Annotated in this window: 13 protein-coding genes; 11 read left to right on the forward strand and 2 right to left on the reverse strand. The window is 58.7% G+C overall.

Going from position 1 to position 15,154, the window contains the following annotated elements; all coding sequences use genetic code 11:
- Positions 1-260: 260 nt before the first annotated feature.
- From FKG95_RS20105 to FKG95_RS20155, 11 genes are all read left to right on the forward strand, one after another.
- Positions 261-1,529 carry an ATP-binding response regulator gene (locus FKG95_RS20105; RefSeq protein ID WP_142898199.1) on the forward strand — a complete coding sequence of 423 codons (1,269 nt, stop codon included), beginning with the start codon at positions 261-263 and terminating at the stop codon, positions 1,527-1,529.
- Between the two features lie 19 nt (positions 1,530-1,548).
- Positions 1,549-2,883 (forward strand): sensor histidine kinase, encoded by a 1,335-nt coding sequence (locus FKG95_RS20110; RefSeq protein ID WP_142898200.1) that lies wholly within the window; start codon positions 1,549-1,551, stop codon positions 2,881-2,883.
- Positions 2,858-3,307, forward strand: coding sequence for a response regulator (locus FKG95_RS20115; protein WP_142898201.1), 450 nt, complete (start codon positions 2,858-2,860; stop codon positions 3,305-3,307). Before FKG95_RS20110 ends, FKG95_RS20115 begins: the two co-directional genes overlap by 26 nt.
- Positions 3,308-3,670: 363 nt before the next feature.
- Complete coding sequence (locus FKG95_RS20120; RefSeq protein ID WP_142898202.1) at positions 3,671-4,039, forward strand: hypothetical protein; 369 nt, start codon at positions 3,671-3,673, stop codon at positions 4,037-4,039.
- A gap of 75 nt (positions 4,040-4,114) precedes the next feature.
- Positions 4,115-6,277, forward strand: coding sequence for a TonB-dependent siderophore receptor (locus FKG95_RS20125; RefSeq protein ID WP_142898203.1), 2,163 nt, complete (start codon positions 4,115-4,117; stop codon positions 6,275-6,277).
- A 57-nt stretch (positions 6,278-6,334) separates the two neighbouring features.
- Entirely contained in the window at positions 6,335-7,153 is an 819-nt protein-coding gene (locus FKG95_RS20130) for a DJ-1/PfpI family protein (protein WP_142898204.1), read from the forward strand.
- A gap of 136 nt (positions 7,154-7,289) precedes the next feature.
- Entirely contained in the window at positions 7,290-8,240 is a 951-nt protein-coding gene (locus FKG95_RS20135; protein WP_142898205.1) for an arginase family protein, read from the forward strand.
- 147 nt (positions 8,241-8,387) lie between these two features.
- Complete coding sequence (locus FKG95_RS20140) at positions 8,388-9,314, forward strand: homocysteine S-methyltransferase family protein (RefSeq protein WP_142898206.1); 927 nt, start codon at positions 8,388-8,390, stop codon at positions 9,312-9,314.
- A gap of 404 nt (positions 9,315-9,718) precedes the next feature.
- Positions 9,719-11,665 carry a methyl-accepting chemotaxis protein gene (locus FKG95_RS20145; RefSeq protein WP_142898207.1) on the forward strand — a complete coding sequence of 649 codons (1,947 nt, stop codon included), beginning with the start codon at positions 9,719-9,721 and terminating at the stop codon, positions 11,663-11,665.
- 287 nt (positions 11,666-11,952) lie between these two features.
- Positions 11,953-12,522 (forward strand): hypothetical protein, encoded by a 570-nt coding sequence (locus FKG95_RS20150; RefSeq protein WP_142898208.1) that lies wholly within the window; start codon positions 11,953-11,955, stop codon positions 12,520-12,522.
- A 425-nt stretch (positions 12,523-12,947) separates the two neighbouring features.
- A complete protein-coding gene (locus FKG95_RS20155) occupies positions 12,948-13,403 on the forward strand; it encodes a RidA family protein (RefSeq protein ID WP_218940280.1) in 456 nt (151 codons plus the stop codon).
- Positions 13,404-13,784: 381 nt separating this feature from the next.
- Here FKG95_RS20155 and FKG95_RS20160 read toward each other — a convergent pair whose 3' ends face one another.
- Positions 13,785-14,207 (reverse strand): DUF1636 domain-containing protein, encoded by a 423-nt coding sequence (locus FKG95_RS20160; RefSeq protein WP_142898209.1) that lies wholly within the window; start codon positions 14,205-14,207, stop codon positions 13,785-13,787.
- A gap of 109 nt (positions 14,208-14,316) precedes the next feature.
- Complete coding sequence (locus FKG95_RS20165; RefSeq protein ID WP_142898210.1) at positions 14,317-14,769, reverse strand: hypothetical protein; 453 nt, start codon at positions 14,767-14,769, stop codon at positions 14,317-14,319.
- Between the last annotated feature and the right edge of the window lie 385 nt (positions 14,770-15,154).

Consider the following 15,154-nt stretch of genomic DNA (forward strand, 5'->3'; position numbering starts at 1 on the left):
TAAAACTATTTGGAGTAGAAAAAATAATAAAACATAATCAACAAAACAGAAAAGTTAATAAACGCTAAATAACCATTCTCGATTGCTAAGAGTGTTCATTTGATCGCAAAAAATATATGAATAAAAACTGCATATTACGTGTTTCAAAGGCTGGTTTAATATTTTATTCTGTTGTTCATCCGAGAGAAACACCAGAACGCAAAAGAAAAATACATTACGATTCTGTGAATTTCTCGATCCCCTTCGAAGGTTGATAGGTCATGACCTATTCCAAGTCTCGAGCGATACCGGACGAACTTACGTCGAAGGCGCGCAGCCCTTGTTCCTGCGAACCTCATGCGGAACCTGTCCGCCCGGACAAAACGCCGCGTGAGACCTATCGGGTCCTTCATGTCGACGACGACTCGGTTGATCATGTCCTGATCAGGAAACTTCTCTCGAAAATCGCGAAACCCAAGTTCGATGTGGTTTCGCTGACGCGGTTCAAGGAGGCACAGGCGCGTCTCAGCAACGAGACATTCCACGTTGGGCTGATCGACTACCGCCTTGGGGAGCGCTCCGGTTTGGAACTGGTGGAGAAGCTGGGAGGGCGTTCCGGCATGACGCCCTTGATCATTTTGACGGGGCGCGGCGATTACGCCGTCGACGTGGAGGCGACCGAAGCGGGAGCTTATGACTATCTGGATAAGGAGGGCCTCTGCGAGATCCTGCTCGAGCGAACCATCCGGCATGTTCGGGTTCAGTTCGAGACGGAGCAGCAGCTGCGAGAGAGCGAAGCCCTTTTGCGGCGGGCCACACATGAGGCCGAGACGGCGAACTCGGCCAAGTCCGATTTTCTGGCCCGGATGAGTCATGATTTCAGAACACCTCTAAACGCAATCATTGGATTTTCGGAAGCCATTCAGCAAGAGATCGCGGGGCCGATCGGGGCGTCGAAGTATCTCGATTATGCCAGCGATATAAATCAAAGCGGTCAGGTTTTGCTGTCGATGATCAGCGACATTCTCGATCTGTCGAAGATCGAGTCGGGAAACATTGAGTTGAATGAGACCGACATTCTGATCGAGGATGCCGTATCGATGGTTCTCAAAATGGTTTTGCCGGGCGCAAAGGCCGCGAAGATTTCGATTGAGACCGATCTGCCGGAAAATCTGCCGATCCTGCGCGCCGACCGGCAGTTGTTGGAACGCATGCTGATCAATTCCCTGACCAATGCGATAAAGTTTACCTCTGAGGCAGGCCGTATCCTGCTGGGCGCGGAGGTTACGAAAGACGGGCTTCAGTTGACTGTGGAAGACAACGGCATCGGGATTCCGCCGCAGCAGATTCCGCGCGTTATAGAGCCCTTTGCCCAAATCCGCCGGTCTGAAAACGCATCGGCCGGCGCAGGTCTGGGTCTGTCCATTATCAATTCCTTTATCAAGCTCCATGGCGGCGCACTGGCCATCGAGAGCGAAGTCGGCGCGGGCACCAGGATTATCCTCAAATTCCCGTCGCACCGGCTGCGGCAAAGGCCTTCCATCTCCTAAGACCCCGAGGGGGTTCTCAATGTTAGCGATCTACGAGTATCTGTTTGGCGCTGCATCCTTCGTTCCCCATGGTTACTGTCTTGCCTGGCGTCCCGACCTGATCGCAATTCATGCCCTGTCCGACGGCGTGATTGCCCTGTCCTATTTCTCGATTCCCATTGCGCTGATCCTGCTGTTGAACAAGCGGGAAGATCTGGCCTTCAAACGAACCTTCGGTCTATTCGCGCTCTTTATCTTTTCCTGCGGCGTGACGCACCTGACGGCCATGATCATGCTGTGGGAGCCTTACTACGGTGCCCAGGGGATGGTAAAGGCGGTGACCGCGATGATTTCGGTGGTGACGGCAATCTCGCTCTGGCCGTTGCTGCCCAAAGTGCTGGCGCTGCCGGGGCCGGGACAGCTCCGCAAGATGAACACGCAACTGGCGGCGGAGATTGCCGAGAAGAATGCAGCTCAGGTCAACCTTCACCAGGCCTATCAGCAGGTAGAGGCCCAGGTCGTCGAACGCACCCGCGAATTACAGGCGTTAAACCAGCGTCTGCAGGACGACGTTCGGCGGCGCAGTCTGCTGGAGGAAGAGCTGCGCGAGAAGGCGGCACAGTTGATCGCGACAAATGCCGAGCTGGAGCGCTTCGCTTACATTGCATCCCACGATCTGCAGGAGCCCCTGCGCAAGATCCAGGCTTTCGGCGATTTGCTGAAGAGCGAATACGAAACTGTATTGCCGGACGAAGCGGTTGAGTATGTGAGAATCATGCAGAACGCAGCCTATAGAATGAACAAGCAGACGAAGGACATTTTGACCCTTTCCCGTCTCTCCTGGGACTCGATCCAGTTTGACAGCCTGGATCTTGCGGAAGTGGTTGAGGAGGTTGCTTTCGATTTGAAAGAGCGCATTGAAGAGGCCGGCGGCAAGCTCGAGGTCGGGCCTTTGCCCGGTATTCCGGGGGACCGGACACAGATCCGCCTTTTGATGCAGAACCTCCTGGTCAACGCCTTCAAATACCGCGAGCCGGATTCAATCCCGGAGGTCCATGTGGAGGCAACGCTGCATGATACCGGCGCACCGGGAACCGGCGGCGCTTGTGTCGAGATAAGCGTGCGGGACAATGGCATAGGCTTCGCTCAGGAGGATGCCGAGAGAATATTCTCGATTTTTCAGCGGCTGCACGGGCGCAGTGAATTTGACGGAACAGGAATAGGTCTGGCTATCTGTAAGAAAATCGTCGAAAATCATAACGGAGCAATCGAGGCGGTTTCGTCACTCGGCAAAGGTGCCGTCTTTAATATTCGGTTGCCGACCTCGCAACCAGAACGGCGAGAGATACATGCAGGCACAGACACAGCGGTATAGCGTTCTGATGGTCGACGACGATCCGGAAGATGGAGTCCTCGTGCAAAAAGCGATTGCTTCGTCAGGTCCCAAAGTCGATTTCCAGTTTGTTGCCAGCGGTGCCGAGGTTCTGGATTACCTCTTCACGGAAGGGCGATTTACCGACCGGTCCAGCGCGCCGCGCCCCAATCTTATTCTGCTTGATCTCAACATGCCGGGCGTCGACGGTTTCAGCGTGCTGAAACAGATCAAAAGCGACATGGACTTGCGCCGGATCCCGGTGGTCGTGCTGACCACGTCCGAGGCGGAGACCGATATCGTCAAGAGTTATGATTTCGGTGCAAACACCTTCATCACCAAACCCTCAAGCTTTTCGGACATGATCGAGGTCATGACATCGCTGAAGAGCTATTGGTTCGACGCCGCCCGGCTGCCCACCGCCTGAAGCAACGGTGGGAGGAAGAGAACCCCGCTACCCGCGCAGGTGGCCGGATCCGGCAAGAACCCGCTGCCGATCTGCGCAAGCTGTGTGAAGCGGCCCCATACGATGCCGGTCCCCTGGCACGGTTCGTTGAAGCCGTGCGTCACTTCTGCTCTTACGGATCTTTGCGCTTCCGGCCTTCCAGCGCGCGGTAAGATCACAGATAGCCCGTGCGCGTGTGACTGGCGTGAAGCCACTCGGCCCTTTCCGACGAAGCTCTGCCATTTAGATTCGGCACGTCACCCGCCGCGCTCGAATTTCCATTGACTCGAACGCTCTTCACCCGTCTTGATTGCATCTCGTCCAGCGCCAAAGAAGAATCGCCCCATGCGTCGCTTTATTGCCGTCCTGATGAGCCTTCTATGGCTCCTCAACGCAGTTGCTGCGTCGGCATTCATGTCTGCTGTGGAGCGGGATGACGGCGGATTCCTGATTCCGATCTGCAGCGGTGGCCAGATCATACTGGTTGATCTGAGCGCGGGAGCCCCTTCGGAGGACAGCCAGGAACAGGATCAGGGCGCGGCCATCGACTGTCCGCTCCTGACGGCGGTTGCCCCTCTGCCCGAGCTCCTGGGCAACGCGCTCGACGTCGAGCACACCCCATCGAACGATGGCCTGGAGCCGCGGTCCCAACGGATACCGGGTGACCGGGCGGCTGACCGCCCAGGCGCGCGAGGCCCGCCGACTTTATCCTGAACCGCAGTGTTGGTGAGCCTGAGTGTTGGTGAGCCTGACCTGAGGCAGGCTCCAGGATAAAGGACGATTGATTACATGGTGACAACTTATCATGCGATGGCGCGCGGCGCTGTCGCAAGCGCTGCCCTTGCGGCTTTTTCGGCTGCGCCGGCGCTCGCTCAAAACGAAAATACGCCCGTCGAACTGGACCCCGTTGTTGTGGAGGAGGTCGGGCCCGGAGAGACTCCGGCTGGTCCGGTCGAAGGCTGGCGTGCGCCGACCGCGGACGGACCGACCCGCACCCGCACGCCGCTCTGGCAGATCCCGCAGTCGGTCCAGGTTCTGCCCCGGCAGCTAATAGAGGAGCAGGACGCCCAGAGCGTCGCGGATGTGCTGCGCAATGTGCCCGGCGTCGTCGTGAGCCGGGACGATGAGATCTTTCTGAGCCCTCCGATCCTGCGCGGCTTCGAAGCGCGCAATTTCTACGACGGACAGCCGGCCTTCGGCTTCACCAACAGCGCCGACCCCCTCAGCACCATACAGGTGGAGCGGGTCGAAGTGATAAAAGGGCCCTCGGGCGCGCTCTTCGGCGGCGGCGTGGGCGCGCCGCTGGGCGGGATTATCAACGTCATCCGTAAGCGCCCCGACCCCGACGGGTTTTTCGGCTCGGTCGAAGCCGATGGCGGCAGCTTCGGCAATCGCGGGATCGGCGCGGACGTCAATGCGCCGCTCGTCGAGGGCGGACGGGTCCGCTTCCGGATGCAGGCGGAATACCGTCGGGAAGACGGCTTCATCGACGACCTGGAATCGGAACAGGTCAATCTCTTTCCCGCGGTCGAAGCCGACATCACGGAAGACACCACGGCCAGTCTGCTGGGCTTTTACGGCGAGCGCGATTTTATCGAGTATCCCGGTCTGCCGGCGGCCGCCGTCACCTACAGCGGTTTCGACGAGGAGCAATTCCCCGGCGCGCTCAATCCGCCGGAAAGTCACGCTGAAACCTATAGCCTTCAGGCCTTCATCGAGCATGAGATGAACCAGAGTTGGCGCATTCACGGATCGTTCCAATACGTATCGGACTCTTTCGAGGAGAATGACAGTTTCGCGGACAGCGCTTTTTTCGACCTTGATACCAGCGACACGCTCTTTCCCGTCATCACCGGTCAATTGACCAACGACGTGGAGCAATTCAACGGCAATCTCTGGACGACGGCGGACTTTACGACCGGCATTGCGAAACACCGGCTTCTGATCGGCGTCGAGGCCGACCGCACCGACTATGAAGCGACCACCACCTTTCTGCCCACCTTCGGCGTGATCGATCTTCTCAACCCGGTCCGCCCGGCCTTCACGCCCCTGCCGGCCACACTGGCCCCAGGGACCACCGCCGATATCCTCAGTAGATCGGCCAGTATCTACGCCCAGGACCAGATCACGCTCTGGGAGGACCTGCATCTGACCGCGTCGCTCCGTTACACCCGCTTGAAGACGGAGGACCGCAGCGATTCCGGGGCTGGCACGGTCAAAAATGTGCACAAGGAGGCAACTCCGCGCGTAGGCATTGCTTACGATGTGACGCAGGAAGTGACGATTTTCGCCGGTTACGGCGAGGGATTCGAGCAGCCGCTCTTCGTGACGCCGGTCGCAGGCGAGTCGCCCGTTCCCGAAACCTCGAAACAAATCGAGGCCGGCGTGAAGTTCGACCTCGACGCCGGTCTCTCAGGCTCGCTGGCCGTTTTCCAGATCGAGCGGCAGAACGTGCCCGTGAACGTCTCCATCTCCGGGCAACCCCGCGCGCAGCGGCAAAGCGGCGAACAGCGCGCCCGCGGCGTTGAGGCAGAGGTCTTGTGGCAGCCCATGCCTGAAGTCTCCTTGCTCGCCAACTTCACTTACCAGCAGGCGGAGGTGACCGAAGACACCGAACTGCCGGTCGGTGACAGGCTGGTGCGCGTGCCCCAATCCTTTGGCCGCCTGGCCGCGCAGTACCGGTTTCTGGAAGGGGAGGCGAAGGGGCTCTCGCTTGGTGCCGGTCTGACGGCCTCTTCCGGTGCCGAAGCGACCCTGCCCAACAGTTTCGAGACCGACGGCTTCAGCCTGGTCGATGCCCGGGTCGGCTACGAACTCGGCCCGGCAAAGCTCTCGGTCTCGGTCGAGAACCTTTTCGACGAGGAATACTTCGTGCCCTACGGCTTTTTTAACAACACCGTCGCGCCCGGCCAGCCCCGGACCTTTCTCGCCACCCTGCGCGTGAAATTCTGACCTCGAGGCTACGCGCGATCATTCAATGAATCTTCATCGCACAAAGGAACCATCGCCATGATCAACAGACGCACTTTCAGCCTTGCGGCCTTGACGGGCCTGCTCGCCGCCCCGCACGTTCGTGCCGCCGAGACCCAGGATAAGGCCACGGCCGCGCAGCCCGACGATGACGTTCACACCATGACCGAGTTTCCCGCCGAGTGGCAGGGGGCGGAGGAGATCGTCCTGCTCGGCTATCCCGGCATGACCGCTCTGGACCTTGTCGGGCCGCAGTACATGTTTGCCAGTCTTTGGGGCGCGAAAGTCAAGGTGGTCGCGAAGACTCTCGATCCGCTTCCGACCGACACCGGCCTGACCATCCTGCCGGACGTCACCTTCGATCAGGCCGTCGCCGCGCCGGATGTGATCTGCGCGCCGGGCGCGGTCAGCGGTACGCTGGCCGCCATGCAGGATTCGGAAACCATCGACTTCCTCGCCGACCGGGGGGCTAAAGCACGCTATGTCACCTCGGTCTGCACCGGCAGCTTACTGTTGGGCAAGGCCGGACTGGTCGAGGGTTACCGCGTCACCTCTCATTGGTTCACCCGGCCCCTGATGACCGAGTTCGGCGCGATCCCGGTCGATGCCCGCGTGGTACGGGACCGGAACCGCATCACCGGCGCCGGGGTCACGGCGGGGATCGACTTCGGTCTGGCACTCGTCGGCGAAATGCGGGACGAGACATACGCACAATCGGTCCAACTTATCGCCGAGTATGCGCCGGAGCCGCCCTTCAACGCCGGAACACCGGAGACCGCTCCGCCCATGGTGACCAAGATGATGCGCGACATGTTCGCCGGATTGCCCGACCGTATCCGCGCTCTTGCCAGACAATAGATCGCCAAGAAGAGGGGAGGGGCGCCCGTTCCAGGCCGTGCCCCTCGGAGCCATTGTCCGCCGGCCATGGATCTGTTTGCTTGGCGGCTTTGCTGCTACTCTCTTGTGAATCAAGGTGACGGAGTGGGAGCAGGAAATGTCCGAGACGGAACCGCCCAGAATGGGCACCATGTTCGGCGGTCGGGCCGGCGGCGGTTTGTTCGACATCCCCACTGCCCCGTTGGGCCAGGTTGACGCTGCCGACATCGTGGTCATAGGGGCGCCGAGCGCGACACCCTACCCGTCGGTCGGTCCCTACTGCGCCGATGCCCCGGATGCCATTCGTTCCGCCTTTGGATGGCCCGGCGTATTGGACCACCATGATTTCGATTTGGGCGGTAAGATCTTCGCCGAGGGTACGAAAGCGGTCGACTGGGGCAACCTCGCGCACAGTGACCGCGATTTTGCCGCCAATCGCGAGCGGATCTCGCAGGCGGTCGTAAGCGTGCTGGATCAGGGCGCGGTGCCCGTGGTCATGGGCGGTGACGATTCCATCCCGATCCCGGTGCTCCAGGCCTATGAAGCCCATGGCCCCCTCACCATTGTCCAGCTCGACGCACATATCGACTGGCGGGACGAGGTCGGCGGCGAACGTCTGGGCCTGTCGAGCAACATGCGGCGGGCTTCGGAAATGCCCTGGGTCGAAAACATCATTCAACTGGGCGCGCGCGGCCTGGGCAGTGCCCGGCCCCGGGACTTTCAGGATGCCACCGACTGGGGCGTCAGGTTTTTCCCGATGCAGGACATCGTGACCGGCGGGTTCGACGCGGCGGTCGAAGCCGTCCCGGCGGACAGCAAGGTCTTCGTGACCCTCGATATCGATGCCATGGACCCGGCGGTCGTGCCCTCGGTGATCGGTCCCGCGCCGGGCGGCTTCGACTACTGGCAGGTCGTCAGGCTGCTCAAGGCCATTGCGGTGCGCTCCAAGATCGTCGGCTTCGACCTGGTCGAACTCATGCCCGCGAACGATATCGGCGGACGCGGCGCGCTGGTCGCCGCCCGCCTGATCGCCGTCGTTATGGGGCTCATCAGCCGGCAGCGCGGCTGACGGTGACGGGAAGCAACAAAACTGCCTGAAAGCTCACTTGTGATTCCCTTCATTTCCTGCGCGACAGCGGGCGGTCTTTTCGCTTAGTCTGCGCCGCGATTTTGAGAATGGTTACGGATGGCAAAGTCCGGTAAAGGCAGGGCATAAATGGCTAGGATTACACTTCTCGACGGGGGACTCAGCCGGGAGCTGGAAAACTGCGGCGCCGAGCTGCGGCAGCCGGAATGGTCGGCGCTGGCCCTGATGGAAAAGCCCGAGGCCGTCTTGCAGGCCCACCGGAATTTCCTGAAAGCGGGTGCGCAGGTGCTCACCACCAACAGCTATGCCCTGGTGCCTTTTCATATCGGGGCCGAGCGTTTCGGGCGGGACGCGCTTGGCCTTGCCGCGCGCGCGGGCAAACTGGCCCGCGAGGCCGCCGATGAAGCTGCCGATGGAGCCGCCGATGAAGCCAGTGCAGACGAAAGCAGGACTGTCCGCGTGGCCGGCTCGATCCCGCCGCTCTTCGGGTCCTACCGTCCTGACCTCTTCGATGCCGCACGGGCTCCGGACCTGTTGGCACCGCTTATAGAGGGCCTTGCGCCTTACGCCGACTTCTGGCTGGTCGAAACCATCAGTTCCCTAATCGAAGCCCGGACCGTCTTTGCCGGGTTGAAGCCGACGGAAAAGCCCGTCTGGCTCTCCTTCACGCTCGAGGACGCGATCCGGGATGTTCCCCGGCTGCGCTCGGGCGAGAGCGTCGAAGAGTCGGTTCAACTGGCCGCCGGGCTTGGCGCCGATGCGCTGCTCTTTAACTGCTCCGCGCCCGAAGTGATGGAGGCGGCGGTGCGCCTGGCCGCAGACCTATTGGCCGGGCAAGGCAAGGGGATTCCCGTCGGGGTCTATGCCAACGCCTTCGTGGAAAAGAGCGATGACGATCCAATGGTGGCGAACGAAACCATCACGCCGGTCCGCAAAGAGCTCACGCCGGAACGCTACCGCGACTTCGCCAGGTCCTGGGTCGACGCGGGCGCGCGGATCATCGGCGGCTGCTGCGGCATCGGCCCGGACCACATCGCGGCCCTGCGTGATCTTTGACGTCAGGCGGTCCAGGCATCTGACACAGGCATCTGATCCGGGCTTCGGGCCCTGGAGATGCTCGGTAAATCGGATCCGGGGAGGTGCGTCTTTCCGGCGGGCCGATGGCCGGTAGCGCTGACCCGGCAGAATTGGATCGCGGGTGGCAAGTCAAGGAAACAACAATCTTAAATTGTAGTGCCCATGAGATCAGTTGTCGCGGTGATCATTATTTCCCTTTTTCTGTGTAGAGACAAAAATACTGTACAATTGGCGATAAACCTCCAGCGGGTAACTGCACGTTAACAAGCGATCTCTATTTTGCGCCTCACAGACCCTCTGGGTCCGCCCGAATCCGAAACACTCGGTCTGTCCGCTGTGTTTCCTTTTTTGCCGACAGGTCTAACGTGGTGGGGGCCACATCGATGAAAGCCAGAACCAAGATTATCCTGAGCGTCTTCACATTTTTCTTTGCGGTCATCGTGGCCATCACAGCGCTGTCATACAAGAATTTCAGTGCCTCCTCGCAGAACATGAAACACAACGAGCTGGACGTGACCGCGCGGGCGGTGGCGCAGGCCGTTTCCGTGAAGATGGCGGGATACTTCGGATCTCTGGAACTGGCCTCCAGGCAGTTCAACAACGCCGCAAGTCTGGAGGGGGATGAGCGCTTCGCCTATCGCGAAACGATCCTCAAGGATCTTCTGGAGAACACCGGCGCGCTGGAGAGCTATTACGGCTTCAAGGACGGCTCCACCTACACGACCAAGGGGCTGATCCCGGACTTCAACGAGAAGGCGCTTCAGCGGGAGTGGTACCAACGGATTCACGGCGGTGAGGAACGGATCGTCACCACGCCTTATGTTTCCTCCGCGGGCTTTCTGATCATGGCCGTGGGCGTGCCTCTGCTCGAGGGGCAGGCGATCACCGGCACCCTCTGCATTAACTTGAAGCTGACGGAAATCACCGATTTCACCCGCGACCTGCTCGACTTCGAGAACATCATTCTGACCCGCGCCGACGGCTATATCATGGCGCACCAGAACCCGGACCTCATCGGCCAGAAGCTCTGGGACGTGATTCCCGGTCTCGAGAAGCACAGCGCGGAGACCGAGAGCACGCGGCTGCAGTTCGAGATCGAGGATGAAGGCTATGACGGATCGCTCAGCGTCATCGAAGATCTGGGCTGGAAAGTCTGGGTCTTTGAAAAGCAGAGCACGATCCAGGCCGATTCGACGGCAAACTTCTACGCCTCCAGTGCACAGTCCGGCGTGGCGCTGATTCTCTCGGCGGTGATGATCGGTTTGCTGGTATCTTATCTCGTCTTCAAGCCGATGGCCGGGATGACCGGCGCCATGCAGCGCCTTGCCGACGGCGACCTGGAGGTCGAAGTGCCCGCCCAGGGCCGCACGGACGAGCTCGGCGAAATGGCCACGGCCGTGCAGGTCTTCAAGGACAACGCCATCAAGATCAAGCAGCTCGATGCAGAGCAGGCGCAGGCCGAAGTGCGCGCGAAGGAGCAGAAGGCCCGGGAAATGAATGCCCTGGCCGATGGCTTCGAACAAAGCGTCGGGACCGTTGTCGAGACCGTGTCGACCTCTTCGAAATCGATGCAGTCCTCGGCGCAGACCATGTCTTCAACCGCGGACCAGGCCCTGTCCCAGTCCCAGTCGGTTGCGAACACTTCCGAGCAGGCCTCCGCGAACGTTCAGACTGTCGCGGCGGCCACCGAGGAACTGACCGCCTCGATCAATGAGATCGGACGCCAGGTCACGGATGCGGCTTCGACCGCGAACCGGGCGGTGGATAACGCCGGCGAGACCAGCCGGACCATTCAGGGCCTGGTGGACTCGGCCCAGAAAATCGGAGATGTCGTCAACCTGATCACGGATATCGCCGAGCAGACCAATCTGCTGGCGCTCAACGCCACGATCGAGGCCGCGCGCGCCGGAGATGCCGGCAAGGGCTTTGCGGTTGTGGCTTCCGAAGTCAAAAGCCTGGCCAATCAGACCGCCAAGGCGACTGAAGAAATCAGCCAGCAGATTTCCGGTATTCAGGATTCGACCAAGGACGCCGCGACCTCCGTTGAAGGGATCGGCAAGATCATCAGCAACATCAACGAAGTGACCACCAACATCGCGGCCGCGGTCGAGGAACAGTCGGCGGCCACCGAGGAAATCGCCCGCAACGTTCAGGAAGCCGCTACCCGCACCCAGCAGGTCAGCAGCAACATCACCAGCGTCAGCCAGGCCGCTTCCGACACCGGCACCGCCGCCAACGAAATCCTCGGCGGCGCGGAAGAAATGTCGCAGCAGTCCGTCGCCCTGAAACAGGAAGTCGACGCTTTCCTGAAGCAGGTCCGCTCGGCTTAGGCAAAGCGAATTCGGGAGGATGCTCTTCCCGAACGAAAAGACACTGCCGCTTTGTATATGGCCAGTTCTATACAGCCGCGTATGACCGGGAAGGGCCATCCTGCAAAGCCTAAGCGCCCAGATTTCATTTGCGGGCAGCAGTCGCTAAAACTATCGTCGGACGAGAGGACACAAAAGGGGAATGCTGGGGAATGTCTTGTAACGGTTGGTGCCAACCAACATGCGTTAAATTTGGATTGATAGCTGTGTGTCTACTCCTCGCGTCGGGGTGCAAGGCTCGCGACGAAATGTTGAAGATCACGAGCGGCGGGATCGGGACCTATGGAATTGCGGCACCAAGTTTCGAACTGGATGAAGAAAAGGCTGTTGCTCGACCGGCTCGTGTGAAGCTCTCCGCGTTGGAGGTCCTCGCGCCGCGCAAAGGTGATGAAGTTGCCGTGGTTCGTGGAGTGGTCAAGTATATCGGGAAGACCGAAGTTGAAGAGTCAAATTATCTGCTGGAGGAAGACCTCGAACCTGCGGCCAGAGAAGGATTGAGCCATCTGTTCGAGATCGACCCGACGTCGGATCGAACTGTAAAAGCGACTCTCTCCGTAAGCTCAGATAGTCGTCTCATTCCCGACAGCCTCTGTAGCTATTGGGAGACGACAATGACTGTCAGACTAGATCTCGTTTTCGCGGATAAATCAGGTGACGAGGCGACGAAATCCTACAGCTCCAATGCCGTGGATGAGTCCTGCACCGCGTTTTGGTGGTTTCCGCAAGGCGGTGCGATTGATAGCATTCTCGATGAGGCCTTCCAAAAGGCGATGGAGAAGGCAATCAACGACCGCGCTGAACTTACCGGGTTTATGTAACGCCCGACCTCGCGTAACCACAGACAAACAGACCCGCCGCGAGACCGCCCGAACCGTCAATGCAGCTTAAGGGCAGGTCGAGGCGCTCGCTTCTCATCGCCTATCCCTCGCAGATGGACCATGCTACTTTTTGGTGTTTCACAACAGGGTCTGTTGAGTATCATGACACCGTCGGGGTTGCTCAGAGGTGAAGCGAGATTAGGAGCGAGGAGGCAGAACATGCTGGGCATATTCAACAACGAGCGACGCGAGCTCGCTTTATCTCTGAGTAATCCTTCCAGGACGGGTCGTATTTTGACAGCTGCCGCGTGGCGCGTGCCTTGTGTGGATCCACCACACCGCGCTGCGCGCTCCTAATAGCTGACAAAATATGATCCGCCACGACGATATCATGGTACTCAACAGACCCTGGGGAGACTGAACAGATGGCGCGTCTTTTGAATCTCATGACTCTGGCATCCGCTTTGACCGTCACCGCGAGTGTCGCACTGGCCGACGGTCATATGAGCTTCAAGAACTCGGGCAAGGTCCTGCCCACGAACCTGCCTTTCTCGGAGCTGGTCGAGGTCGGCGATACCCTCTATCTCTCCGGCCAGATCGGCAATAAGCCAGGCACGCTGGAACTGGCGGACGGCGGCATCGCCGGCGAGACTAAACAGGTGATGGAAAACATCAAGACTTCGCTGGAGGCCCACGGTTACGGCCTGGAAAACCTGGTCAAGTGCACGGTTATGCTTGCCGACATCGGCGAGTGGGGCGCTTTCAACAAGGTTTATAAAGACTACTTCGCCGAGGGCCGCTTCCCCGCCCGCGCGGCCTTCGGCGCCAACGGCCTGGCCATCGGCGCCGCCGTCGAGGTGGACTGCATCGGCGCAAAGTAGGGGGCGGGCAGGGCATAGCTGTTTCGCGAAGCTCGCCTTCACCTACAGCGGATTGCGTTTCCATAGAACCAGAGTGTCTCAGAATTTGCGTTCGAGATCAGCGAGCCGCTGATTGAGAGGCAGTGAATTCCGAGTCAACTTGAACGCAATCTGCTCTACAGCGGATTGCGTTTCCATAGAACCAGAGTGTCTCAGAATTTGCGTTCGAGATCAGCGAGCTGCTGATTGAGAGGCAGTGAATTCTGAGTCAACTTGAATGCAATCTGCTCTACAGCGGATTGCGTTTCCATAGAGCCACAGTGTCTCAGAATTTGCGTTCGAGATCAGCGAGCCGCTGATTGAGAGGCAGTGAATTCTGAGTCAATTTGAATGCAATCTGCTCTACAGATTACAGCCTTCATCGTTCCAATCGACATCCATTGCGGTGGGCGGCGGTATGCGGCCCAGGAAATTGGCACGGATTTTCGGGGGCCAGTTATGGTTCTCGGTGACGCCGGTGTCCGCGCGGGCATGCAGCACGGCAAAATCGAGAAGCTGCTCCGCGACCGCCTCTTCGGCGGGCAGGCGCCCCAGCAGATACTGCATCTTCCCCTCTGCCGCGACTGTGACCACGCAGCCTTCGGTGCAGGCCATCAGGCAGCGCAGCGCCACCAGCTCGACCGCGTCCCTATCAGGATGCTCACGGTGCATCGCCTCGATCATCGCATACAGCTTCCCCCCGCCGCCGATCCCGGCTTCGCCGCCGCAGCTGGTATCCAAACAGGTTGAACAGATTGTGAGTTTGGTAGGGAGGGCACCTGACATGTCCTACCATTGATAGCAAATGCCTACCAGGATGGGTATGAATTATTTGCGACTTAAGAATGCGCACCACGCTTCGGCGTTCGCCGGCCGTGTATGTGGGCGCCCAAGTCTAACGCGTCACTTTTGGGGACGGTCCTGTAAACCCATCAAACTCCAACTCCAACATTTCCTGAATCTGCTCCGGCGAAACCCGCATAACATCTGCGAATTCAAACATGGGTTCGGTCAGGTAGAAAAAGTCATTTTCTCCCCTATCAAGCAATGCACAAAATACCAGTCTGTTTAACATTGCGGCTCTTGTCATACTGGTATTGTTCGCCGATGTTCGATCCATTTCTTTGCGGCTTAACTCGCTCATTTCATCAAAATTTTGATTGTTGAATTTTTCTCCCAGCAATTGCTTTCTTCGCTCCAGTATCACGTTTACTTCCATCTGAGATAACTCGTCTTTAAACAATAGGAGTAGCCGGATGTAGACAAGCGTAAATGGTGATACATCATCGAGTTTCCAAAATTTATCCAAATATAGACCAAAGATTTCTCTTAAATCACCAGTATTCACTTAAATACACTCCATACCTACGACTCTCTTGAGTTCGCGAAGAATTTTGAACGCCATCCAATGCCCGTTTGGTTTTGACTGTATCGACGCTGTTGGGGCACCTTGAGCTAACCCGTTATTTTCGGACAGTTCAATCGAGCAGGATTGCTCATTTCTTAGTAAGCGACCGGATTTCTGATTCTATCTTGTCATCTTCTGGGCCTGACTCAGAGTCCCGCCTACGTTTCAATCTATTCCAAATCTTGACTGCACAGGCGCTCAACAAAGCAACGGCGATAAAAAAGGCTATGGAGTCTCCGGTGCCGCCGACAAGCTGCAATATCGGATCTGCTGTGTGCACCATCATTTTGTTTATCACACCTTACAATTGAGGGTTTTCTGGGCT

The sequence above is a fragment of the Denitrobaculum tricleocarpae genome (assembly GCF_007004665.1).
GTDB lineage: Bacteria > Pseudomonadota > Alphaproteobacteria > Kiloniellales > Kiloniellaceae > Denitrobaculum > Denitrobaculum tricleocarpae.